Origin of the sequence: Pseudomonas entomophila (assembly GCF_029478665.1) — a bacterium.
Lineage (GTDB): Bacteria > Pseudomonadota > Gammaproteobacteria > Pseudomonadales > Pseudomonadaceae > Aquipseudomonas > Aquipseudomonas entomophila_F.
On the sequence record NZ_JARPQB010000058.1, the window covers coordinates 1 to 22,397 of the forward strand.

20 protein-coding genes and 1 riboswitch are annotated in these 22,397 nt (G+C 66.0%); of the genes, 7 read left to right on the forward strand and 13 right to left on the reverse strand.

Annotated elements, in window-relative coordinates:
• Nucleotides 1-119: 119 nt before the first annotated feature.
• Nucleotides 120-734 carry a LuxR C-terminal-related transcriptional regulator gene (locus P5705_RS22950; protein WP_277463152.1) on the reverse strand — a complete coding sequence of 205 codons (615 nt, stop codon included), beginning with the start codon at nucleotides 732-734 and terminating at the stop codon, nucleotides 120-122.
• 106 nt (nucleotides 735-840) lie between these two features.
• Here P5705_RS22950 and P5705_RS22955 point away from each other — a divergent pair, with 106 nt between their 5' ends.
• Nucleotides 841-2,478, forward strand: a complete 1,638-nt coding sequence (locus P5705_RS22955) for an ATP-binding response regulator (protein ID WP_277463153.1) — start codon at nucleotides 841-843, stop codon at nucleotides 2,476-2,478.
• Here the strand turns inward: P5705_RS22955 and P5705_RS22960 are convergent.
• The 4 genes from P5705_RS22960 to P5705_RS22975 form a co-directional block, all read right to left on the reverse strand.
• Nucleotides 2,450-3,475 carry a FecCD family ABC transporter permease gene (locus tag P5705_RS22960; RefSeq protein ID WP_277463155.1) on the reverse strand — a complete coding sequence of 342 codons (1,026 nt, stop codon included), beginning with the start codon at nucleotides 3,473-3,475 and terminating at the stop codon, nucleotides 2,450-2,452. The genes P5705_RS22955 and P5705_RS22960 overlap by 29 nt on opposite strands.
• Entirely contained in the window at nucleotides 3,472-4,434 is a 963-nt protein-coding gene (locus P5705_RS22965) for an ABC transporter substrate-binding protein (protein WP_277463157.1), read from the reverse strand. The genes P5705_RS22960 and P5705_RS22965 overlap by 4 nt, the downstream gene beginning before the upstream one ends.
• Complete coding sequence (locus P5705_RS22970; protein WP_277463158.1) at nucleotides 4,431-5,207, reverse strand: ABC transporter ATP-binding protein; 777 nt, start codon at nucleotides 5,205-5,207, stop codon at nucleotides 4,431-4,433. The genes P5705_RS22965 and P5705_RS22970 overlap by 4 nt, the downstream gene beginning before the upstream one ends.
• 109 nt (nucleotides 5,208-5,316) lie before the next feature.
• Nucleotides 5,317-5,522, reverse strand: a riboswitch (cobalamin riboswitch).
• Nucleotides 5,523-5,544: 22 nt separating this feature from the next.
• Complete coding sequence (locus P5705_RS22975) at nucleotides 5,545-5,940, reverse strand: winged helix-turn-helix transcriptional regulator (protein WP_277463159.1); 396 nt, start codon at nucleotides 5,938-5,940, stop codon at nucleotides 5,545-5,547.
• 132 nt (nucleotides 5,941-6,072) lie between these two features.
• On the opposite strand from P5705_RS22975, the gene P5705_RS22980 reads away from it, so the two are divergent.
• Complete coding sequence (locus P5705_RS22980; RefSeq protein WP_277463160.1) at nucleotides 6,073-6,627, forward strand: ester cyclase; 555 nt, start codon at nucleotides 6,073-6,075, stop codon at nucleotides 6,625-6,627.
• 6 nt (nucleotides 6,628-6,633) lie between these two features.
• Here P5705_RS22980 and P5705_RS22985 read toward each other — a convergent pair whose 3' ends face one another.
• Nucleotides 6,634-7,614, reverse strand: coding sequence for a polysaccharide deacetylase family protein (locus P5705_RS22985; protein ID WP_277463161.1), 981 nt, complete (start codon nucleotides 7,612-7,614; stop codon nucleotides 6,634-6,636).
• Between the two features lie 107 nt (nucleotides 7,615-7,721).
• On the opposite strand from P5705_RS22985, the gene P5705_RS22990 reads away from it, so the two are divergent.
• Nucleotides 7,722-8,600 carry a LysR family transcriptional regulator gene (locus P5705_RS22990; RefSeq protein ID WP_277463163.1) on the forward strand — a complete coding sequence of 293 codons (879 nt, stop codon included), beginning with the start codon at nucleotides 7,722-7,724 and terminating at the stop codon, nucleotides 8,598-8,600.
• Between the two features lie 3 nt (nucleotides 8,601-8,603).
• Here P5705_RS22990 and P5705_RS22995 read toward each other — a convergent pair whose 3' ends face one another.
• The 3 genes from P5705_RS22995 to P5705_RS23005 form a co-directional block, all read right to left on the reverse strand.
• Entirely contained in the window at nucleotides 8,604-9,161 is a 558-nt protein-coding gene (locus tag P5705_RS22995; protein WP_213657140.1) for a TetR/AcrR family transcriptional regulator, read from the reverse strand.
• Between the two features lie 215 nt (nucleotides 9,162-9,376).
• Nucleotides 9,377-11,377, reverse strand: coding sequence for a peptidase U32 family protein (locus P5705_RS23000; protein WP_277463164.1), 2,001 nt, complete (start codon nucleotides 11,375-11,377; stop codon nucleotides 9,377-9,379).
• A 206-nt stretch (nucleotides 11,378-11,583) separates the two neighbouring features.
• Nucleotides 11,584-12,168 (reverse strand): LysE family translocator, encoded by a 585-nt coding sequence (locus tag P5705_RS23005; protein ID WP_277463166.1) that lies wholly within the window; start codon nucleotides 12,166-12,168, stop codon nucleotides 11,584-11,586.
• 263 nt (nucleotides 12,169-12,431) lie between these two features.
• On the opposite strand from P5705_RS23005, the gene P5705_RS23010 reads away from it, so the two are divergent.
• Nucleotides 12,432-14,003: a TerC family protein gene (locus P5705_RS23010; protein WP_277463167.1), complete on the forward strand. Its 1,572-nt coding sequence runs from the start codon at nucleotides 12,432-12,434 to the stop codon at nucleotides 14,001-14,003.
• On the opposite strand, the gene rarD is transcribed toward P5705_RS23010, so the two are convergent.
• Nucleotides 13,966-14,853, reverse strand: a complete 888-nt coding sequence (gene rarD, locus P5705_RS23015) for an EamA family transporter RarD (protein ID WP_277463168.1) — start codon at nucleotides 14,851-14,853, stop codon at nucleotides 13,966-13,968. The two genes, P5705_RS23010 and rarD, sit on opposite strands and share 38 nt — an antisense overlap.
• Before the next feature lie 33 nt (nucleotides 14,854-14,886).
• On the reverse strand, nucleotides 14,887-16,473 hold the full coding sequence (locus P5705_RS23020) for a cyclic diguanylate phosphodiesterase (protein ID WP_277463169.1): 1,587 nt from the start codon (nucleotides 16,471-16,473) through the stop codon (nucleotides 14,887-14,889).
• 313 nt (nucleotides 16,474-16,786) lie between these two features.
• Here P5705_RS23020 and hppD point away from each other — a divergent pair, with 313 nt between their 5' ends.
• Nucleotides 16,787-17,860, forward strand: coding sequence for a 4-hydroxyphenylpyruvate dioxygenase (gene hppD / locus P5705_RS23025; protein ID WP_277463170.1), 1,074 nt, complete (start codon nucleotides 16,787-16,789; stop codon nucleotides 17,858-17,860).
• 89 nt (nucleotides 17,861-17,949) lie between these two features.
• Here hppD and P5705_RS23030 read toward each other — a convergent pair whose 3' ends face one another.
• Nucleotides 17,950-18,639: a type 1 glutamine amidotransferase domain-containing protein gene (locus P5705_RS23030; RefSeq protein ID WP_277463171.1), complete on the reverse strand. Its 690-nt coding sequence runs from the start codon at nucleotides 18,637-18,639 to the stop codon at nucleotides 17,950-17,952.
• Nucleotides 18,640-18,781: 142 nt separating this feature from the next.
• Here P5705_RS23030 and P5705_RS23035 point away from each other — a divergent pair, with 142 nt between their 5' ends.
• A complete protein-coding gene (locus P5705_RS23035) occupies nucleotides 18,782-19,231 on the forward strand; it encodes a nucleoside deaminase (RefSeq protein ID WP_277463172.1) in 450 nt (149 codons plus the stop codon).
• A 67-nt stretch (nucleotides 19,232-19,298) separates the two neighbouring features.
• Complete coding sequence (locus tag P5705_RS23040; protein WP_277463173.1) at nucleotides 19,299-21,278, forward strand: hybrid sensor histidine kinase/response regulator; 1,980 nt, start codon at nucleotides 19,299-19,301, stop codon at nucleotides 21,276-21,278.
• A 22-nt stretch (nucleotides 21,279-21,300) separates the two neighbouring features.
• Here the strand turns inward: P5705_RS23040 and P5705_RS23045 are convergent, their stop codons facing one another.
• Complete coding sequence (locus P5705_RS23045; RefSeq protein WP_277463174.1) at nucleotides 21,301-22,356, reverse strand: tetratricopeptide repeat protein; 1,056 nt, start codon at nucleotides 22,354-22,356, stop codon at nucleotides 21,301-21,303.
• Nucleotides 22,357-22,397: the final 41 nt, after the last annotated feature.

The following is a 22,397-nucleotide window of genomic DNA, read 5'->3' on the forward strand; positions in this document are numbered from 1 at the left end:
CGGTGGCTGGCACCCGCTTCGCGGGTGATCGCGGCTGAAGCCGCTCCTACAGGGGACGGCGGCGTGGCCTTCGCCAGCAAGGCTGGCTCCTACGGGGGCGGCGGCGCCTTTGGCAGGCTTCAGTTACCTGAATATTTCACGGCCGCCGCCGTACGGGTCGGCACGTTGAGGGTCTTGAGCAGCGACGACACATGGATGCGCACGGTAAACGGCGAGATATCCAGCTCGCGGGCGATTTCCTTGTTGGTCTTGCCCTGGGCGATCAGGCGCAGCACGTCCTGCTGGCGGTGGGTCAGCTGTTCCAGCTCGCTGTCGGCCCCCTCCTGGTGCAGCAGGCCCGACGGCGCATACCTGACCACCACTTCGCCCTCACGCACGGCAAGCAGGGCGGCGCCGATCTCCTCGGGGGTGAGGCTCTTGCCGATGAAGCCGTCGGCTCCGGCGGCCATGACGGCGTTGATGACCTCGGGGTCGTCGACCATGGAGAGCACCACCAGCGCGGTGCGCGGCAGCTGCTGGCGCAACTCGGCGAGGCGGGCGATGCAGGTCAGGCCGGGAAAGCGCAGGTCGAGGATCAGGGTGTCGGGCGCTTCGCCCTGGGCGATGAGCCGGAGCACGTCCTGGAGGGTGCCGGCCTGCTCGACTTCGGCTTCGGGCAACAGGCGCCGCACGGTGCTGGCCATGGCGTCCCTGAACAGCGGATGATCATCCGCCACGATGATGCGGCAACTCACGTCGTGAAACTCCCTGTCTTGCGACACATGTTAACTTAGCAGGGTTGGACCGCCGTTTCCCCAGGCTGTTCGCCAAGATGCCGACTGGCGCACAAGGACGTTTCCCATGAAGTTCGAGAAGAACAACGAACTGGACCAGGCCAACCTGCGCATCATCGTCGCCTCGTGCGCGATCAGCTACGTGGCCCTGCTGGGCTTCCTGCCGGGCCGCTCGCTCGCCACCTACCTGCCGGTGCTGCTCTACTACGCCGCCTTCGTGGTGGTCTCGGTCGCTATGCGCCAGGCCATCAAGCGCTGGCCCGGGCACTATCCGGCGCGGCGCATCTTCGGCATGCTGGGCGACTACACCGGCACCTGTTTCGGCCTGGTGGTCGGCGGCGAGACCGCGCTGCCGCTGTACGCGGTGATGGTCTGGATCAACCTGGGCAACGGCATGCGCTTCGGCTCGCGCTACCTGGCCATCGCCACGGTGCTGGCCCTGGGCGCGCTGGTGGCGGTGTGGTGGTTCACGCCCTACTGGCAGCAGCAGCCGTTCCTGCTACCAATGCTGCTGACCACCAGCACGCTGATCCCGTTCTACGCCCACCTGCTGCTGGAGCGCACGCGCAAGGCCACGGCCCTGGCCGAGGCCGCCACCCGCGAGAAATCCCGCTTCCTGGCCCAGGCCAGCCATGACCTGCGCCAGCCGATCCACTCCATCGGCCTGTTCACGGCCTGCCTGCGCGAGGCGCGCCTGGGCGACGAGGAGCGGCGCCTGGTGGACAGCATCGACCGCTCGCTGCTCAACGTCTCGCAACTGTTCCGCTCGATCCTCGACCTCTACACCCTGGACAACGGCCGAGTGCAACCGAAGTTCGAGACCTTCGCGGTGGATGGCTTCTTGCGCGAGCTGCTGCGCCAGAACGCCGAGGCGGCGCGCTGGGCGGGGGTGGAGATGCGCCAGGTGGCCAGCCGGCACTGGACCCGCGCCGACCCCGGGATGCTGGCGACCATGGTGCAGAACGTGCTGTCCAACAGCTTCAAGTACGCCGCCGGCCGGCCGTTGCTGGTGGGGGTGCGGCCCTGTGGCGAGGGGCTGGCCATCGTCATCTGCGACCAGGGCCGGGGGATCGCCGAGGAGCACCAGGGCAAGGTGTTCGAGGAGTTCTACCGGGTGCGCGAGGACCGCGACAAGGACGTCGAGGGCGTGGGCCTGGGGCTGTCCATCGTCCAGCGCCTGGGCCGCCTGATGGGGATGGCGGTGAGCTTGCGCTCACGGCCCGGCCATGGCACCACGGTGCGCCTCAGTGGTTTGCCCAGGGCTGTGGCGCAAATGCCGAAGCCGGCCATCGACCCGGCCTTGCAGGTGGGGCTGCTCACCGGCTTGCGCGTGTGCCTGGTGGAGGATGACCACAATGTCCTGCAGGCCACCTGCGCGCTGTTGCAGCGTTGGGGCTGCGAGGTGCAGGCCCACGATTCGGCCGAGGGCCTGGCCAGCGACTGTGACGTGATCGTCGCCGACTACGACCTGGGGCCGAAGGCCACCGGCATCGACTGCATCGATTACCTGCGCGCCCAGCGCGGTTGGGCGGTGCCGGCGCTGATCATGACCGGGCATGATATCGACCGGTTGCAGGCGGCGCTGCAGGCACGGGGGATCGCGGTGCTGGCCAAGCCGGTGCGCCCGGCCGAGCTGCGCGCGGCGCTGCGCGGGTTGCGAGGTGTGACGCCCGAGCTTAGCCGCGACGGCGCAGCAGCGCGATGAAGAACAGCCCGCCGATGGCCGCCGTGGCGATGCCGATCGGCAGGTCCTGAGGGGCGATCAAAGTGCGCGCGCCCATGTCGACCCAGACCATGAACAGCGCCCCCAGCAACGCGCAGGTCGGCAGCAGCCGGCGATGCTCGGCGCCGACCAGGCGCCGGGCCATGTGCGGCAGCATCAACCCGACGAAACCGATGGCGCCGGACAGCGACACCAGCACCCCGGTGAGCAGCGCCGTGCCGACGAACACCTGGGCGCGCACGCGGCGGGTGTCGAAGCCCAGGCTCACTGCGGTCTGCTCGCCGCTCATCAGGGCATTGAGCGCCCGGGCCAGGCTCATCAGCAGGATGAACCCGGCGAGCACGGCCAGGGCCGGCAGCCACAGCAGCGACCATTGCGCCAGGCCCAGGCCACCCAGCATCCAGAACATCACCGAGCTGGCGGCGTGGGGGTCGCCGGTGTAGAGCAACAGGTTGGCCAGCGCCATCACCACGAACGATACCGCCACGCCGGCCAGCAGCAGCCGTTCGCTGTCCAGGCGGCCGCGCCGGCTGGCCACGCCCAGCACCAGCAGCATGCAGCCCAGGGCGCCGAGGAACGCCGCCAGCGGCAGGCTCAGCACACCGGCGAAGGGGCCGAGGAACAACACCACCAGCACGGCGCCAAGCACGGCCCCGGAGCTGACCCCCAGCAAGTGCGGGTCGGCCAGCGGATTGCGCGTCACCGCCTGCAAGGCGGCGCCTACCATGGCCAGCCCGGCGCCCACCAGCGCGCCGAGCAGCACCCGTGGCGCGCGGATCTGCCAGACGATCTGCTCCTGGCCACGGCTGAAGTTGCCAGCCTCGGCGAGCCCCGCCTGTTTCAAGGCGATGTCCAGCACATTGGCCAGCGGCACCTGCGCCGCGCCGAAACCGAGCGAAACCAGGCAGGACAGCAGCAGGGCGGCCACCAGCCCGACGAGCAGCAGCCGGTAGGCCGAGGGGCTGCGCAGCGGGATCACGGCCGTGCCTGCGCGAACAGTTGCGGGTGCAGGGCAGCGGCCAGCTGTTCGATGGCATCGGCGTTGTCCACCGAGGGCGTCACCTGCAGGTAGGACAGCACCACGAAGCGGCGTTCGCGGATGGCTTTCACATCGGCCAGTGCCGGGAGCTGGAGCAGGAAATCGCGTTTCTGCTGCCAGCTGGTCGGCCCGTAGTCGACGATCGCGATCACTTCGGGGTCGCGCTCGACCACGCTTTCCCAACTGACCTCGGTCCAGCTGGCCTGCACGTCGGCCATCACGTTGTCGCCACCGGCCGCCGCGATCAGCGCCTGGGGCATGCCCAGGTTGCCGGAGGTGGTGGGGCGGTCCTCGCCGCTGTCGTAGAGGAACACCTTGGGGTGGTCGTGGACGTTGGCGAGGGTCTTGGCAACCCTGGCGACCCGCTGGCGCAGCTCGGCGATCAGCGTCTGGGCACGTGGGGTCACGTCGAAGATTCGCCCGAGGTTGTCGAGGTCGGTGTAAAGGTCGTCGAGGCTCGCCGGGCGGCGGGGCATGATCCGCGAGCAGGACTCGCTCAGTTCATACACCGGGATACCGAACGATGCCAGGCGCTGCGGCGTGAGCGTCCCGCCGACCTCCATGCCGTAGCCCCAGCCGGCGAACAGGAAATCGGCGTCCACGTCCAGCAGGTTCTCCACCGATGGGTAGCGTGGCGCCAGTTCCGGCAGGCCCGTTAACGCCTGGCTCAAGGAAGGGTCGAGGGTCTTCCAGCCGCTGATGCCGCTGTAGCCGATCATCCGCTCGCGCAGACCGAGGGCCAGGAGCATGCCGGTCAGGTTGATGTCGTGGCTGACCGCCCGTTGCGGTGCCTGCTGGAAGGTCACCGTGCGGTCGCAGCTGCGCACGTTCACAGGGTAGTCGCCGGCCGCCGCCATAAGGGGCAGGGCGGCGAGCAGGGGGAGTATCGATCGCTTCATGCGGGGCTGATCCAGGTGATGCGCGGGTGATGGGCCAAGGGGTGGCGGTCGACCAGGGCGCGGGTGCCGAAGACCTCGGCCAGGCACTGCTCGGTCAGCACCTCGGCGGGGGTGCCGCCCGCTTTGATGCGGCCTTGCTCGATGACGTACAGGCGGTCGCAGAAGGCCGCGGCCAGGTTCAGGTCGTGGAAGCTGGCCAACAGGCCCAGGCCGGTGCCGCGCAGATGCTGCAGCAGGGCCAGCTGGTAGCGCGGGTCGAGGTGGTTGGTGGGTTCGTCGAGCACCAGCAGGCGCGGTTGCTGGGCCAGGGCCCGGGCCAGCAGCACACGCTGCTTTTCGCCACCGGACAGGTGGGCGAAGCCTTGCTCGGCGCGGTCTTCCAGGCCCAGTTGGCGCAAGGCGGCCTCGATGGGCGCCGGGTCGCCGTCACCGTCGAGCCAGCCCAGGTGCGGCGTGCGGCCCATGGCGACGACGTCGCGCACACTGAGGCCGAAGTCCTCGGGGAACTCCTGCAGCATCACCGCGATACGCTGGGCCACCCAGCGCGGCGGGCATTGCCAGACATCCTCGCCATCGAGCAGCACGCGCCCGGCCTGGGGGCGGTTGAAGCGGTAGGCGCAGCGCAGCAGGCTGGTCTTGCCGCTGCCGTTGGGGCCGATCAGACCAACGAACTCGCCGGGGCGCACTTCGAGCGTGACATCGTCGAGCAGGCGCGGCTCGCCGGCAGCGGGTGACCAGTGCAGGCGCTCGATGCGCAGGAGGGGTGAAGACATGCGGACGCGCCCGTAGCGAGAAAGTGAAGCCCGGCGAGGTGGACGCATGAAGGCATTGCAGGCAGCGGGCCGCCCCAAGACCGGCACGCGCCCGCCCACCGCGGGAGTTGCCAAACAGAGGTTGCAGGCCGGTCTCCGGGCTTGCGAGAGGGGCGGGCATTCACCTTCCCATGCCGTTGGCACAGTGGTCTGTCGAATGCCTTGCTCGCTTACCGTTGCGGGGGCAGCGCCGGACTTCTCGCGTTGAACGAGGCACCGGCTTCCCGTTTAACCCCTGGCACGGCGGCCAGGGACACCTGAAACAAGGGGCGCATCTGAGCATTTATGCGCGGGCGAGTCAATCAACGTGGCGCGCAGCCTGGCGGTCGTAGTGCTGCTGGGCCAGCTGTATCGCGGGCATGTTCGCCTCCGCCCAATGTGCCAGGCGCTCGACCGTGTCGCCCAGGGTCGCGCCCAGTTCGGTCAGCGCGTACTCGACGGTGGGCGGCACGGTGGGATGCACTTCACGCTCGATCAGCCCGTCGCGCTCCAGGCGCTTCAGGGTTTGCGCCAGCATTTTCTGCGAGATCCCGGCCATGTCCCGGCGCAGTTGGTTGAAACGCACGCGTTCACCGGCGCTGAGGCGGTCGATCAGCAGCAGCGCCCATTTGTCCGCCAGGCGGTCGAGCACCATCCGCGCGGGGCAGGCGGGGGCGAATACGTCGTAGGCGGGGCATTCCCGGTAGTGGGCCATGCGGGGGTTACTCCAGGGTGACCAGGTGAGTGAAAAGTGCCTTCTTGAGGGCTTGGCGCCGACTGGATAGGCTTGTCTGCATGGTTTGCGGCCGCGCCATGCCTTCTCTGACGACACTTCAAGGAAATGAACATGAATACCGAATCCAAGGCTTCGGGGCTGCGTGCCGGCCGCTGGTTGACCCCTCTGCTGCTGGTGGCTGCCGCCAACCTGGCCAATGCCGGCGAACTGGTCACGCCAGCCGTGCTGGTGGTCGACCACAGCCTGCCCAAGGCCCAGCTCGAACAGCAGATCCTCGCCGCCCGGCGCTATGACACCTTCTGGAATACCGGCGACGAAGCCCTGGCCCGCGCTGCGCTGGCTGCGGACTTTCGCGACAACACCCTGCCTGCCGGGCGGCCGCAGGGGGTCGAAGGGCCGTTGAAAGCGTCGAAGGCCTTCCGCGCGGCGGTGCCGGACCTGCGCTGCGAAGTGCTGCAGATGATCGTCGCCGGTGACCGGGTCACCGCGGCCTTGCGCTTTACCGGGCATTTCACCGGCAAGCTGGGCGAACGCCAGGGGCAGGGCGAGGCTATCGACTTCATTGCAATGGACATCTATCGCATTGCCGATGGCCGCATTGCCGAGGACTGGCATCTGGAGGACAACCTGACCTTCCTGCAGCAAGCCGGGCTGGCCGCGCGCTGAACGCAATCAGTCGAAGACCCTGGCCGGGTTCAGTGGCGCATCGCCCTGGGCCAGGGTCCAGCGGGCGATCTCGTCCTTGCGCAGGAACGCCACGCCGGGGTGGGATTTGGCATAGGCGATGAACTGGTCGAGGGCGTGGGCCACGGTCGGCGTGCCGCCGATACGGTCGTGGGCCGACAGCGACATCAGCCGGCGCCGCTGGCGGCCTTCGGCATACAGCACGTCGAACTCGTCCTTGAGCTCTTGCAGCAGGGCGGCGCCGGTCATCGCGGTGGAGCCGGCGATGCGGCCGATATCGTTGTTGCGCAGGGTGTAGGGCACCACGACGAAGGGTTTGCCGCGTACCGGGGTGATCGACGGCTCGTCCCGCGACAGGTCGTCGATGTGGTAGAGGAAGCCCAGGTCCTGGAGGATGTTCAGGGTGTCCCGGGAATGGCGCATCCAGAAGGCATTGAAACCCACCGGGCGCTGGCCGGTCACCCGTTCGACGATGGCCGCCGCCTGCTCGTAGTGACGGCGTTCCTCGGCGGGGGTAAGGCTGTATTGCGGTGCCCAGTACAGGCCATGGGCCGCGGCTTCGTGGCCGCGGCGCACCACCTCGGCGGCAAGCTCCGGGTAGGCTTCGACGGCCTTGCCGACCATGTGCGAGGTGACCTTGATGGCATGCCGGTCGAACAGGTCGAGCAGGCGCGGCACACCTTCCAGTGGGCCGTAGCGGTACCAGCTGGGGGCGATGGTGTCCGGGTAGCGCGCATCCAGCGGCGGGAACGGGCTTTCGGCGTGGGCGGGCTGGCTGCCCGACTCGAACTGCAACGAGATCGAAATCACCAGTTGCGCGCCGTTGGGCCAGAACGGCCCGCCACCGCCCGCCGGGGTGGGGCTGTTGCGCGGTGGCGTGGTGGCGCCGCTGGTCAGCACCGTGCCGGTGGCCGCCGCGGCGATGCCGCCGACGAGGGTGCCTTTGACGAAGTCTCTTCTGCTGGTCATCGATGGTCTCTCGAGGGTTGAGTTTGGGGAGGCGCCAGTGTAATTAGCGGTGAAATCGCCAATAATCAGGCGCAAACCAAATTCATATTTCGGAAAGATCGAAAGCCATGCTGGATAACCTGGCGCTGTTCCTGGCCATCATCGAGAAAGGCAGCCTGTCGGCCGCAGGCCGTGAGCGGGGGCTGTCGCCGGCGACGGTGTCCGAACGCCTGTCGGCCCTGGAGGCCCATTACGGGGTGACGCTGCTCACGCGCACCACGCGTTCGCTCAACCTCACCGACGAAGGCCGCGTATTGGCCGATGGCGCGCGGCGCCTGCTGGCGGAGGCCGACGAGCTGGAAGGGCGCATCCGCCACGGCAGCGAGAATATCTCGGGGTTGATCCGCCTGAGCGCGCCGGTCGACCTGGGGCAGAACGTCATCGCGCCGATCCTCGACCGCTTCCTGGCGGACCATCCGCAGGTGACCATCGACCTCGACCTTACCGATGGCTACGTCGACCTGGTGGGGCAGGGCATCGATTTCGCCATTCGCTACGGCACCCTGGCCGACAGCTCGCTACGCGCGCGGGCGCTGGGGAACAACCGCAGGGTGGTGTGCGCCGCGCCGGAGTACCTGCAACGCCATGGCATCCCAGCCCATCCCGATGAACTGGCGGGCCACGACTGCATCGTCATGCGCTTTGGCATCCATGCCGAGCGCACTTGGCCGTTTCGCCTGGGGGGCAATGCGTACCCCGTGCGGGTCAGCGGGCGGCGGGTGGCCAACAATGGCGAGCAGGTGCGCCGCTGGGCGTTGGCCGGGCATGGCCTGTGCCTGAAATCGGTCCGCGATGTGCAGGCCGACCTGGACAGCGGCCGGTTGCTGGAAGTGCTGGCGGCCTATGGCGCGGGCGAGGTGGCGCTGCAGATCGTCTACCCGCCGACCCGGGTGCAGCCTCGGCGGGTGCGGGCGCTGGCCGAGGCGATCGTGGCACAGCTGGCCTGAGGCTCAGGCCGGCGTGCGCGCCCCGTTCAGGAACAGTTGCTCCAGCGCCTGGGCGGTGTTGGCGCTGGCCGCGCGCCCGCGGCGCTCGGCGTCGACCATGCCGTAGATCATGGTCATGAACATCTCGGTGAACACCGCCGCGCTGATGTCGATACGCAGCACGCCCATCTGCTGGGCGCGCAGGAAGAACGCATCCATGGCCTGGGTGTAGGCTTCCCAACGGCGGTCCTCAGCGTTGCCGAGCAGGGTGTCGGGGCGGTACTGGAACATCAGGAACACCAGCATTTCGCGGTGCTTGAGGTGTTCGGCGATCAGGTGGCGCAAGGCGTCCAGGGGTTCGGCTCGCTCCAGGTCGGCCTCCTGGATGACCAGGTTGAGCACCTGCTCGCCGTGGTCCTCGAGCAGGTTCACCAGGTTCTCCCGGGTGCCGCAGAAGCGGTGCAGGGTGGCCTTGCTGACGCCGGCGGTTTCCGCCAGCTCTTTCAGGGTGGCGCGCGGCTGGATCACGATGGCATGGGCCAGCGCCTTGAGCAGGCGTTCTTCTTGGAGGGATCTACGCATGAATGACCTCGAGTCGATGATCGCCCGCGGGTGCCGATGGCGGGCGAAGGCTGACGAAAGATCGTGGACTATAACATATGAGACGAAATTAGCTCATGTGAGCCATTTTTAATTCTATGAATCTGTAGGAGCCGGCCTTGCCGGCGAACCAGGCAACGCGGTGTCTGACACCGGCCGCGCCGGTGTTCGCCGGCAAGGCCGGCTCCTACATGCGCTTAGTGGGGCGCGCGGGGGATGGTCTTGAGCAGGTCTTCCGGGCTGATGTGCCCGACCACCTGCGCCACTGCGCTGCCTGGGGTCGGCAGGTCGATGATGTGGCTTTTCATCTTGCCGATCACATGCATCTCGCACGGCTTGCAGTCGAACTTCAGCGTGAGTACCTCGTCACCCTGGATCAGCTGCATCGGCGCGACCTTGGTGCGCACGCCGGTGACGCCCTTGGCCTGCTTGGGGCACAGGTTGAAGGAGAAGCGCAGGCAGTGCTTGGTGATCATCACCGGCACTTCGCCGTGCTCTTCGTGGGCCTCGTAGGCCGCGTCGATCAGTTGCACACCGTGGCGGTGGTAGAAGTCGCGGGCCTTCTGGTTGTAGACGTTGGCCAGGAACGACAGGTGCGACTCGGGGTACACCGGCGGCGGCGTGGTCTCGGCCTTGCGTGCGCCACGCGGGTGCGCCTTGACCCGCGCTTCGGTCAGCGCCTCGATGGCCTCGCGGCGCAGGGCCTTGAGCTGCGAGTTGGGGATGAAGTAGGCCTGCGGCGCATCGAGCTCGATGGCCGTGGCGTGGTACATCGTGGTGCCCAGCTGGCCGAGCAGGTCGTGCAGTTGATCCAGTGCCTGCTGCGGCTTGTTGGCGGCACCGAACGGCCCGTCGAGGGCCACTTGCACGCTGACCCCCTCTTCACTGCTGAGCGTGAGCATCAGGCGCTGCTCGCGCAGCACCGCATGCCACTCGACACCCACGCGGCGCTCGGCGGAGGTGCGCTGCAGGGCTTGCTGCCAGTTATGGTCGAGGTTGCGCGACAGCGGGTGGTTGGGGCGCAGCTTGTGCAGGCCCTCGGGCATCTCGTTGGGCTCGACGCGGTAGCGGTAGCGCTTCTGGCCGTCTTCCTCGGATTCGCTCTTGAGCTCGGCGATGTTGGCGCGGAAACCCACGACTTCACGCTTGACCAGCACATTGAGGCCGTCGCCGTTGGTCAGCGGCACGTCGGTGGCCACCAGCAGGTCGCGCTTGCCGACCTTCTCGACCACGCCCACCGGCAGGCCGGTGAAGGTGGGGGAGTCGAAGGCGCCGATGTCGATCTTGCGATCACTGACGAAGTAGTCGGTGCTGCCGCGGTGGAAGGTCTTGTCCGGGTCCGGCACGAAGAAGTGCTCGGTGCGCCCGCTGGAGGCACGGGCCAATTGCGGGCGGTCTTCGAGAATCGCGTCGAGTTCCTTGCGGTAGTGGGCGGTGATGTTCTTCACATAGCCCACATCCTTGTAGCGGCCCTCGATCTTGAACGAGCGCACGCCGGCATCGACCAGGTCGCGCAGGTTGGCGGTCTGGTTGTTGTCCTTCATCGACAGCAGGTGCTTCTCGAAGGCCACCACGCGGCCCTGGTCGTCCTTGAGCGTGTACGGCAGGCGGCAGGCCTGGGAGCAGTCGCCGCGGTTGGCGCTGCGCCCGGTCTGGGCGTGGGAGATGTTGCACTGGCCGGAGAAGGCCACGCACAGCGCGCCATGGATGAAGAACTCGATGGCCGCGTCGGTCTCGGCGGCGATGGCGCGGATCTGCTGCAGGTTCAGCTCGCGGGCCAGCACCAGCTGCGAGAAGCCGGCCTGGTCGAGGAACCTGGCCCGCTCCAGGGTGCGGATGTCGGTCTGGGTGCTGGCGTGCAGCTCGATGGGCGGGATGTCCAGCTCCATCACCCCCAGGTCCTGGACGATCAGCGCGTCGACCCCGGCGTCGTACAGCTGGTGGATCAGCTTGCGCGCGGGCTCCAGTTCGTTGTCGTGGAGGATGGTGTTGATGGTGGTGAAGACGCGCGCGTGGTAGCGGCGGGCGAACTCCACCAGCTCGGCGATATCGCTGACTTCGTTGCAGGCGTTGTGGCGTGCGCCGAAGCTCGGGCCGCCGATGTAGATGGCGTCAGCGCCGTGCAGGATCGCCTCGCGGGCGATGCTCACGTCACGGGCAGGGCTGAGCAGTTCCAGGTGGTTCTTTGGAAGGGACATGTCGTTATAGGTCGGGCTGTCACGGTAAGGCGGGCATTGTAGCGGTGATTTGCAGTGGGAGCATCCCCGGCCTGCTTTCTGCAGGAGCGGCTTCAGCCGCGATGAAGCCAACACGGTGCAGGGCACCCGCTTCGCGGGTGATCGCGGCTGAAGCCGCTCCTACAGCGCTCACGCCATGAACAGCGGTTTGCCGGCGAACGGGGCCGTCACCCCAGCAGCAGATACCCCGCACTGGCCACCAGCAGCGTCGCCAGCCCTCGATTGAACAGGCGCAGCCGCCGAGGCTCACCCAGATACTGGCGAATCACACTGCCAGCCCAGGCCCAGCTGGCGATCGAGACGAAGCAGATCGGCCCGTAGATCCAGGTGAACAGCCACAACAGCGGCTGTTCACCCGCGGTGTACGCGCCGACCCCGGCCACCGCCGCCAACCACGCCTTGGGGCTCAGCCACTGCATGGCCGCGCCATGCCAGGCCGTGGGTGGGCGATGCTCGCCGTCGGCCTGCAGGCGGCCATCATCGCTGGCCAGTTTCCACGCCATGTACAGCAGGAACAGCACACCACCCCCGTGCAGTAGCCGCCCCAGCAGCGGCCAGCGCACGAGCAGCTCGTGAACGCCGAGGCCGGTCAGCACCAGCAGCGCGCAGAAACCGAGGGTGGCGCCGGCGACATGCCCGAGGCTGGCGCGCAGGCCATGCCGAGCGCCGCTGCCCAGGGCAACTATATTGACCGGGCCGGGGGAGATGGAGGCCGCCAGGGCGAAGGCGGCCATGGACAATGACAAGCTCATGGGCTGTGAACCTTGCTGTGATAAGGACGCCGGTATACTCGACGGTGCCAGCCGGCAGCGTATTGAACAAAAATGCCCTGGCTCATCTGTTACAGCTTTTGTAATAGTTTCGCGCTATCAGAAAAATCTGCTTCGATTGTAGGATCTACGTCCCATTTTTCGAACAAGGCTTATATGAGCACCTTCGCGGAGCCTCCCAGTCCCCGGCCGTCCCGGCCAACCTTCCCCCGTCCTTGTGACGCCTTCCCCGTGAGTACCCGCTGATGGAATGGCTAGCCGACCCCACGGCCTGGCTGGGCCTGTTGACGCTGATCGTCCTCGAGCTGGTGCTGGGTATCGACAACCTGGTGTTCATTGCCATCCTGGCGGACAAGCTGCCGCCGCATCAGCGCGACCGCGCGCGGGTGATCGGCCTGTCGCTGGCGCTGATCATGCGCCTGGGCCTGCTGGCCAGTATCTCGTGGATGGTGACCCTGACCGCACCGTTGATCGAAATCTTCGGCAAGACCTTCTCCGGCCGTGACCTGATCATGCTGTTCGGTGGTGTGTTCCTGTTGTTCAAGGCCACCATGGAGCTGCACGAGCGCCTGGAAGGGCATGTCGCCCAGTCCGGTGGCGTGACGCGCCATGCCGCGTTCTGGCCGATCGTGGCGCAGATCGTGGTGCTCGATGCGGTGTTCTCGCTGGACGCGGTGATCACCGCGGTGGGCATGGTCGAACAGCTGTCGGTGATGATGATCGCGGTGATCTTCTCCATCGGCATCATGATCGTCGCCAGCAAGCCGCTGACCCGCTTCGTCAACGCCCACCCGACGGTGATCATGCTGTGCCTGGGCTTCCTGATGATGATCGGCTTCAGCCTGACCGCCGAGGGCCTGGGCTTCCATATCCCGAAAGGCTACCTGTACGCGGCCATTGGTTTCTCGCTGCTGATCGAGCTGTTCAACCAGCTGGCCCGTGCCGGTCGCAAGCGCAGCCTGCAGCAGCATCGGCCGTTGCGTGAGCGCACCGCCCATGCCGTGTTGCGGCTGATGGGCGGGCGGCGGGTGGCGGCCGACGAACTGGGCGAGGAGATTGCCGACCTGGTCGAGGGTGGCGACGAGCAGGTGGTCTTCGACCGCCGCGAGCGAGTAATGATCAGCGGTGTGCTGAACCTGGCCGAGCGGCCGATCCGCACGCTGATGACCGTGCGCGCCAAGGTCGACGTGATCGACCTGTCGCAGTCCGCCGAGGCTATTACCCAGGTACTGGTCAGTTCGTCATACTCGCGCCTGCCGCTGATTCGCGATGGCCGGATCGAGGAACCGCTGGGCTTCGTGCACAAGAAGGAGCTGCTCAGGGAACTGCTGGCCGGCAATCAGCCGGACCTGGAAAGCCTGGCACGGACGCCGCTCAACCTGCTGGAGAGCTTCAGCATCCTCAACGCCCTGGAGCAGATGCGCGGGCAGTCCACGCACATTGCGTTCGTGGTCAATGAGTTCGGTGACTTCACCGGTGTGCTGACCATGACCGACATCCTCGAGTCGATTGCCGGCGAACTGCCGGACGCCAGCGAGGTCGAGGGGCCGGGCGTGGTCGAGGAGGAGGGCGGCTTCGTGGTCAGTGGCGCCCTCAACCTGGCCCAGATCCAGGCGCGCACCGGCTTCGCCGCCCGCGCCACCGAGGACTACCAGACCCTCGCGGGCCTGGTGATGAGCTTGCTGGATCGACTGCCGGTGGTCGGCGACCGGCTGGCCTGGAACGGCTGGACCCTGACCGTGGTCGCGGTGGAGGAGCGCCGGGTACGCCAGGTGCGCCTTACACCGAGCGCCGACGCTGGCGCAGCAGGTGCTTGAAACCTTCGAGCACCAGCACCAGCACGGCGGCCCAGATCGGCAGGTAGGTGAGCCACTGGTCCGGGCCGATGGTCTCGCCCAGCAGCAGGGCGACACCCACCAGCAGCACCGGCTCGACGTAGCTGAGCAGGCCGAACAGGCTGAACGGCAACAGACGGCTGGCCAGCACGTAGGCGATCAGGGCGCAGGCGCTGATCGCCCCGAGCAGCGGAATCAGCCCGTACAGGCCGGGGTGTTCGGCGAGGTCGGCCGCCGACAGCGGGCCCTGGATCACGAAGTACAGGGCCCAGGGCAGCAGCAGGCACATGTCGCACCACAGGCCACCGAGGTGGTCGGTGCGGCAGCGGCGGCGCAGGACGAAGTAGATCGGGTAGCCGATCATCACCAGCAGCGTCTCCCAGGCGAAGCTGCCGTGCTGGTACAGCTCGTGGCCCACGCCCAGGGCCGCGCAGCTTACCGCCACCTTCTGCAGGCGTGACAGGCGCTCGCCATACACCAGCCGCCCGGTCAGGACCATGGCCAGCGGCAGCAGGAAATAGCCCATCGAGACTTCCAGGCTGCGCCCGTGCAGCGGTGCCCAGAGGAACAGCCACAGCTGCACGCCCATCAGCCAGGAGGTGCCGACCATGCCGAGCAGCAGGAGCGGCGTGCGCCGGACGCGCCCGAGCAGCTCGCCGACGCGCTTCCAGTCTTTGGAAACGAGCATGAACAGGGTGAGGCAGGGCAGGGTCAGCAGGGTTCGCCAGCCGAAGATTTCCTCGCCGTCCAGCGGCTTGAGGAAGGAGGTATAGAAGTACATCACGGCGAACAGGCAGGATGCCATGACCGACGAAACAATGCCTTTTGACACGAATGCCTCGAAAACGGGAAGTGAGCGGTGGGGTCAGCCGCGCATGATCTCAGGGGCCGCGCCTTGCGGCAACCGCGGGCTGCCGGGGCGCGCGGCCAGGGCCAGGAGCAGCTCGGCGATCGGCATCGGCCGGGCGAACAGGTAGCCCTGCTGGAAGTCCACGCCATGGTGGGCCAGGTAGTCGCGCTGGACGTCGGTCTCGACCCCTTCGGCGACGATGCCCAGCCCCAGCTTGGCGGACAGTTCGATGATGGTGTCGAGAATGTGCTGGGAGAGCGCATCGCCACCGATCATGGCGACGAAACCCTGGTCGATCTTCAAGTAGTCGACCTTGAACTGGCGCAGGTAGTTGAGGCTGGACTGGCCGGTGCCGAAGTCGTCCAGGGCGATCATCACCCCCATCGCGTGAAGCTTTTCGAACAATGCCAGGGTGACCGGTGTCGGCTCGATGAGCTTGCGCTCGGTCAGTTCCAGGGTCAGCACCACGCGCCCGGGCGGGAAATGCTGGAGGAAGGTCCGGCAGTCGTCGAGCAGGCCCAGGTCGCGGCAGTGGTCGGCGGTGATGTTGATGCCGATGTGGAAGCCGTCCTCCAGCAGCGCGGCATGCGGGGCGAGCATCTGCGCGGTGTTGAGCATCAGGCTGCGGGTCATGGCGACGATCTGTCCGCTGTGCTCGGCATAGGGGATGAACAGGTCGGGGCGCACCAGGCCTTCGCGCGGATGCTGCCAGCGTATCAGCACTTCGACGCCAGCCCAGTGGTAGTCGCCCTTGCGCACCACCGGCTGGAAGTAGGGGAGGAACTCGCCGGCCTCCAGCGCCCGGTGCAGTTCGGCGCGGGGCGAGGACGCGCGGCGGATCTGCCAGCGGCAGGTGGCGCCGGCCAGTGTCCCCAGCACCAGCAACAGGCTGAGCAGGGCCGGATAGCGCGAGCGCATCACTTCGCCCGGCTTGTTCGCGCCATAGCCACCGTGCACGCTGATCGGGTAGCGGGTCGAGGAGAAGGTGGCCGCCGCACTGGCCGCGACGGGCGGGGTACCGTTGCGTACCAAACCGTCCCGGCCCATCCAGTGGTTGCCCACCTGCACCTGCAGTTCTTCATCCTCGCCGATCAGGCGCAAGGCGGTGAGCAGATGATTGCCATCCACCGTGGCGATGGCGCCTCGGTCACCCTCGTTGATGCGGTAGGCCAGCAGCGGCTGGCCAGGTGTGACCGAGTTGCCGTCCATCAGCCACAGTTGCCCACCGGTGTAGTTACTGGCGTCCACTGGCTCGTCGAAATCGCCAAACAGCGAGGAGCAATACAGTGTGTCGCGCTCGAACAGGTTGGTGGAGCGCACGAAGGCGTTGCGCGTCACCTCGATGCGTAGCGCCAGTTGCACGTCCTGGCAGGGTTGGCCGGCCTTTGGTAGCAGGTGACGGGCGGCGATGGAGAGGCTGTCGAGCACGGTCTCGAGGTGTTTCACTACTTCGTGGGTGGTTGCCGCACTGTTGGCCTGAAGCTCACGCTCGGTCTGCCAGCGCATCACCGCCAGCCCGCACAGCAGCGGCAATACGCCCACGCACCAGGGGAGCAACATGCGCCAGCTCCAGCGGGCAGGGCGTTTGGGTGTCAGGGGCATGCGCGGCGGACCTTCGGACGGACGGACGTGAATATGCAGAGGATAGCCGTTTGTCGAGCGGCCCTGCGAACTAAAGCGCGACAAACCGATTTACGCACTATAGAATCCGGTTACGAATACAAGAATAAGGTTCTCCGCTCCCCGGGGAATCAAACCCGCCGAGAATGGGTCCATATGACATACCATGGGTTCAAGCTGATCATTGGTGACTTCCTTGCCCGCAGCGTGCGCGGGATACCCTGCTCACCACCACGCCAGTTCTACATCGAAAGCAACTGATCAATCGTTTTTCGCTGCAGATGAGGACATAGAAATGGCAGATATCTTCGACAACCCGATGGGCCTGGAAGGCTTCGAATTCATCGAGCTCGCCTCGCCGACCCCTGGCGTGCTGGAACCTGTGTTCCAGATGCTCGGGTTCACCAAGGTGGCGACCCACCGCTCCAAGGATGTGCACCTGTATCGCCAAGGTGGCATCAACCTGATTCTGAACAATGAACCGGGCATCGCCTCGTACTTCGCCGCCGAGCACGGTCCGTCGGTGTGTGGCATGGCCTTCCGCGTGCGTAACGCCCATGAAGCCTACGCCCGCGCGCTCGAACTGGGCGCCCAGCCGGTGGAAATCGAAACCGGCCCGATGGAACTGCGCCTGCCGGCGATCAAGGGTATCGGTGGCGCGCCGCTGTACCTGATCGACCGCTATGAGGAAGGCAGCTCGATCTACGACATCGACTTCAAGTTCATCGAAGGTGTCGACCGCAACCCGGTCGGTGCCGGCCTGAAGATCATCGACCACCTCACCCACAACGTTTATCGCGGGCGCATGTCGTACTGGGCGGGCTTCTACGAGAAGCTGTTCAACTTCCGCGAGATCCGTTACTTCGACATCAAGGGCGAATACACCGGCCTGACCTCCCGCGCCATGACCGCGCCGGACGGCATGATCCGCATCCCGCTCAACGAGGAGTCGTCGAAGGGTTCGGGGCAGATCGAAGAGTTCCTGATGCAGTTCAATGGCGAAGGCATCCAGCACGTGGCCTTCCTCACCGACGACCTGCTCAAGACATGGGACGCGCTCAAGGGCTTCGGCATGCGTTTCATGACCCCGCCGCCGCAAACCTACTACGAGATGCTCGAGGAACGCCTGCCTGGTCATGGCGAGCCGGTTGACCAGCTCAAGGCCCGTGGCATTTTGCTGGATGGTGCCTCAGACGCCAGCGACAAGCGCCTGCTGTTGCAGATCTTCTCGGAAACCCTGCTGGGCCCGGTATTCTTCGAGTTCATCCAGCGCAAGGGCGACGATGGCTTCGGCGAGGGCAACTTCAAGGCGCTGTTCGAGTCGATCGAGCGTGACCAGGTGCGCCGTGGCGTGCTGAACGTCGAGTAACACGCTTCGCCTGCAACTCCCATCGCGGGGCAAGCTCGCTCCCACGCCAGTCAAGGTGTGGGAGCGGGCTTGCCCCGCGCTGTTTCTGGCTACTTCCTGGCGCCCAGGTAGCGCAGGACCGCCTCGGCCACTTTAGAAGTAGATGCTGGGTTCTGCCCGGTGATCAGGCTGCCGTCCTCGACCACGAAAGGCATCCATGGATCTTCCGCCTTGCGGTATTTGCCGCCGCGCGCGCCCAGTTCGTTCTCTGTCAGGAACGGCACTATGCTATCCAGCTCGGCGAGTTTCTCCTCAGTGTTGGAGAAGCCCGTCACCTCCCGCTCCCTGAGCAGCAGGGTGTTATCGCTGAGCTTGATGTTCAACAGCCCCACCGCACCATGGCATACCGAGGCGACCACGCCGCCGCGCTCGTGAATGTGCCGCGCCAGCTCCTGCAATGGCTGGTTGCCGGGAAAATCCCAGATCACGCCATGGCCGCCGGTGTAATAGATCGCACTGTAGTGTTCGGCCTTGACCTGGGTCGGGTTCAGGGTGGCACCCAGGCGGTTCATGAAAGCCTTGTCGTTGTACCACTGCCAGTCCAGCTCCGGTGCCATCTGCAGGCTGTGCGGGTCGATGGGCACGTAGCCACCCGCCGGGCTGACATAGTCGACCGTGTAGCCGGCCTGTTGCACCTTGTCGACGAAGTGCACGGCCTCACCCAGCCACAACCCTGTGGCCCGCTTGAGATCGGGGTACTTGGCGGTATTGGTCAGCACGATCAGGATCTTCTTGTTCATGTTCGCATGCCCATTGAAACCAGTGAGAATCATTAACCGGCAGGGGAAAGCCTATTGAGCATAGCCGTCGATTGCCAAGGTGCCATGGCATTCCGACGCTGTGCTAGGCTGCTGCACATCAACCGCATTACGGGGCGACACCATGGAACAGGACACCTCCGCATTCATGCAGGCGGCCATCGACGAAGCCCGCAAGGGGCTGGCAGAAGGGGGGATCCCCATCGGCTCGGTGCTGGTGCACGACGGCAAGATCATCGGCAGGGGGCATAACCGTCGGGTGCAGAAGGGCAGCACCATCCTTCACGGCGAGATGGACGCCCTGGAAAACGCCGGGCGTCAGCCGGCCAGTGTCTACCAGGAGGCGACCCTCTACACCACCTTGTCGCCCTGCGCCATGTGCAGTGGCGCGATTCTTCTTTACGGCATCAAGCGCGTGGTCATCGGCGAGAACGAAACATTCCTGGGCGAAGAGCAACTGCTCAAGAGCCGAGGCGTGGCGCTCGACGTTCGCCACGACCACACCTGCCGAACCTTGATGCAGCAGTTCATCGAGGCAAAGCCGCAACTGTGGAATGAAGATATTGGCCGCTGACGCATCGCCTCTGCCCGGAGGCATCCAGGTGATACATCTGGCGCCCGCGTCCCCGGTTGCGGCGCGGATGAGCGAAGCGATTACCCGTTTCGACTGGGGACGCACGCCGCTGGGGCCTGTGACGCAGTGGCCACCGACCTTGCGTATCGCCGTCGACATGTTGTTGCTGGCACCTTTCCCCAAGGCATTGGTGTGGGGGGCGGATCTGACGGTGATTCACAACGATGCCTACCTGGCGTTGTTGGGGCGCAAAAGCGCCGCTCAGGGCGACAGCTTCGACCAGCTTTGGCACAACGCCTGGGACCACATGGGGGGCGTCGTGTTCAAAGCCCTGGAAGGGCAAGGCAGTCTGGTGGAGAACACAGAGCTGACAGTATCGCGTGGCGGCAGGGAAACACAGGCGTGGTTCACTTGCTGCTATTCGCCGATCCGCGATGATCAAGGGGCTGTCGCCGGATTTCTGCACGCGTTGCTCGACACTACGGCGAGCGTGCAGAGCACGCGAGAGTGGCGCGATCTGGCGCAGTCCTTCGAGGGGCAACTGGCGCATTACCTGGCCGATACTGAACATACCTGGCAATTGTCTCCGGATGTGATGCTGATACTCGACGGCGAGCTGCGCTTGCGCACGGCCAACCCTGCCTGGTCCAGGTTGCTGGGCTGGGAGCAGGCAGCGCAGGTCGAGGGGCCCTTGCTGGAGCTGTTCCACCCTGCTGATCGCAGCGAGGTGCAGCTGGCACTCATGGCACTTGAGCAGGGGATTGTCACGAACGCCTTCGAAGCACGGATGCGCCACTTTGAAGGCCATTACTGCTGGTTCCGGTGGGGTGCGACACCTGGTCAGGAGTTCCCAATTCTCGTGGGGCGGGATATCACCCATGAGCGGCAGGCCGTCCAACGCCTTGCCGAGGCGGCCTTGCGTGATAGCCAACGCATGGAGTCGGTGGTCAGCGTGGCCGGAGGCCTGGCGCATGAGATGAACAACGTGCTGTCCGGGGTCGGCAGCAGCCTGGAGCTGTTGGAACGACGTATCGCCCAAGGGCGCCTGGAGCGGTTGGACAGCTACGTGCGGATGGCCCGTGAATGTGCCCAGCGGGCCATCGGCCTGACCCTCAACCTGCTGGCATTTGCCCGCAGCCAGCCACTCTCGCCAGTGGCGATGGATGTCAATCGTGTGCTGCGCGAGGCGCAACCCGTCCTGCAACAGGCCCTGGGCGGTCAGATGAACCTGGACTGGCAGCTCGACGTAGCCCCCTGGCCCGTCCAGCTCGACCCTGACCAACTGCGCAATGCGCTACTGCATCTATGCGCCAATGCGCGTGATGCCTGCCTGGGCCGTGGCAACGTAGCGATTCGTACCGTCAATGAAAGACTTGCCGTCGCCACGGAAGGGCTGGCCGGGGTCCCGGCTGGTGACTATGTGCTGATTCAGGTAGAAGATGATGGCCATGGCATGTCGCAAGAGGACTTGGAGCACGCCTTCGAACCGTTTTTCACGACCAAACCACTGGGCCAGGGTGCCGGGCTCGGTTTGCCCATGGTCCATGGTTTCGTCCGCCAGTCGGGGGGGCAGGCCTGGATCGAGTCGATCGAGGACAAAGGCATGCGGGTAGTGCTGATGTTCCCCAGGTTCCAGGGCACGCTGCCCGAGCCGCTGCCACAGGAGACTGGGCAAGGGCTGGGCGAGCGTGTGCTGTTGGTCGATGATGAAGTCAATCTGCGTAACTTGATGAAGGAAGTGCTGGTAGAGCGTGGCTTCGAGGTGTGCGATGTGACTGACGCCAACGCGGCATTGGGGCAATTCCGTCATGCCGGGCCGTTCGATCTGGTGATCACCGATATTGGTTTGCCAGGCGGCTTCAGTGGCAGCCAGGTCGCCAGGGCGTTGCGCCTGATCAAGCCGGAGCAGAAGATCCTGTTCATCACAGGTTTCACTGATCACCCCGTGGAGCAGACCCTGCTCGACGAGCCGGGTATCGCCTTGCTGATCAAGCCGTTTTCGCTGGAGACCCTGGTCGGGCAGGTTCACCGCATCCTGCAGGAGTGAACTTGGTTCTGCCCATTCGTCTTCAGAGGCCCTGCTGCAGGTAAGGGTCGTCCGGGTTCTGCCGCTCCAGTTCGGCGAGCAGCACCTGGACGTTCTGCAACTGGCCGGTCTCTTTCCAGTACTGGATCAGCAGGATCCGCGCTCGACGATTGGCCGGTTCGTGGTTGAGGACGGCCTCCAGCTGCTTCTGTGCGGCATCCACTTGCTCGAGCTGGTGCAGGGTGACGGCGAGGGTATAGCGGTAGTCGCTGTTGTCCGGTTCCAGCTCTACGGCCCTGGCGAGCGCGAGCAGGGCATATTCCTGCTGTTCGTGGCGCGTGAGCCACAGCCCCAGTTCGTACTGCAGGAACGCCGAGTCCGGGCGCAATGCCAGGGCCTTGGCCAGCACCTGGCGCGAGGCATCGTGCTGGCCCTGCCGTTCAAGCAGGCGCACCTGGGTAGCCAGGGCATCCAACCCCTCGGGTGCCAGGCTGAGACTGCGCTGCAGGGCTCGGGTCGCGGGTTCGAACGCTTGCTCATGCATGTACAGCCTGGCCAGGTGAACCTGCGCGCCAGCATCGTCGGGCTGCTGCTCAAGTGTCTGTTCGTACTGTTCCAGCGCGTCCTGCAGGGTGCCGAAATACAGGCCGATGGCATCCGGGTCGAGGCCGAGCAGGGCATCGACCGCGGCGAAGCGCACACTTTGCTCGTCATCCTCCAGCAGCGGCCCGAGCACCAGGCTGCGCTGGGCCGCCGGCAGCAATCGACGAATGCTGGCGATAGCTGCTCGGCGGACCATGGGGTCGGCGTGTTCAAGATCCTGCTGGGCCAGCTTCAGCGCCTGGGGAGAAGGGTAGTTGGGCAGTTCGGCGTACAGTGCGGCACGGCGGATCGGCGCCAGATCGTCACGTTGCAACTGCTGGTACAGCACGCGCGCGGCGCCGGGCTGGCCGTCATGGGCCTGGCGCAGGGCCTTGGCGTAGCTGTGCGGGGGCACGCTGGCCGGCGTGGGTTGCGGTGCATGCCACCAATAGACGAGCACGCCTGGTACCAGGATCAGGAGCAGCAGGGCGATCAGGATGAGCTGGCGTCTGGGCATCGGACGTTCTGCGGCATAGGGGAGGCCAGAGCTTGGGACAG

Bases quoted from the DNA above. Each gene is read 5' to 3' on its own strand.
- P5705_RS22970 (WP_277463158.1), bottom strand. From the start codon at position 5,207: ATGTCTTCACCCCTCCTGCGCATCGAGCGCCTGCACTGGTCACCCGCT.
- P5705_RS22975 (WP_277463159.1), bottom strand. From the start codon at position 5,940: ATGGCCCACTACCGGGAATGCCCCGCCTACGACGTATTCGCCCCCGCC.
- hppD (WP_277463170.1), top strand. From the start codon at position 16,787: ATGGCAGATATCTTCGACAACCCGATGGGCCTGGAAGGCTTCGAATTC.
- P5705_RS22990 (WP_277463163.1), top strand. From the start codon at position 7,722: ATGCTGGATAACCTGGCGCTGTTCCTGGCCATCATCGAGAAAGGCAGC.
- P5705_RS23045 (WP_277463174.1), bottom strand. From the start codon at position 22,356: ATGCCCAGACGCCAGCTCATCCTGATCGCCCTGCTGCTCCTGATCCTG.
- P5705_RS23020 (WP_277463169.1), bottom strand. From the start codon at position 16,473: ATGCCCCTGACACCCAAACGCCCTGCCCGCTGGAGCTGGCGCATGTTG.
- P5705_RS22980 (WP_277463160.1), top strand. From the start codon at position 6,073: ATGAATACCGAATCCAAGGCTTCGGGGCTGCGTGCCGGCCGCTGGTTG.
- P5705_RS22965 (WP_277463157.1), bottom strand. From the start codon at position 4,434: ATGAAGCGATCGATACTCCCCCTGCTCGCCGCCCTGCCCCTTATGGCG.
- P5705_RS22995 (WP_213657140.1), bottom strand. From the start codon at position 9,161: ATGCGTAGATCCCTCCAAGAAGAACGCCTGCTCAAGGCGCTGGCCCAT.
- P5705_RS23035 (WP_277463172.1), top strand. From the start codon at position 18,782: ATGGAACAGGACACCTCCGCATTCATGCAGGCGGCCATCGACGAAGCC.
- P5705_RS23000 (WP_277463164.1), bottom strand. From the start codon at position 11,377: ATGTCCCTTCCAAAGAACCACCTGGAACTGCTCAGCCCTGCCCGTGAC.
- P5705_RS22955 (WP_277463153.1), top strand. From the start codon at position 841: ATGAAGTTCGAGAAGAACAACGAACTGGACCAGGCCAACCTGCGCATC.
- P5705_RS22985 (WP_277463161.1), bottom strand. From the start codon at position 7,614: ATGACCAGCAGAAGAGACTTCGTCAAAGGCACCCTCGTCGGCGGCATC.
- P5705_RS23010 (WP_277463167.1), top strand. From the start codon at position 12,432: ATGGAATGGCTAGCCGACCCCACGGCCTGGCTGGGCCTGTTGACGCTG.
- P5705_RS23005 (WP_277463166.1), bottom strand. From the start codon at position 12,168: ATGAGCTTGTCATTGTCCATGGCCGCCTTCGCCCTGGCGGCCTCCATC.
- P5705_RS23030 (WP_277463171.1), bottom strand. From the start codon at position 18,639: ATGAACAAGAAGATCCTGATCGTGCTGACCAATACCGCCAAGTACCCC.
- P5705_RS23040 (WP_277463173.1), top strand. From the start codon at position 19,299: ATGAGCGAAGCGATTACCCGTTTCGACTGGGGACGCACGCCGCTGGGG.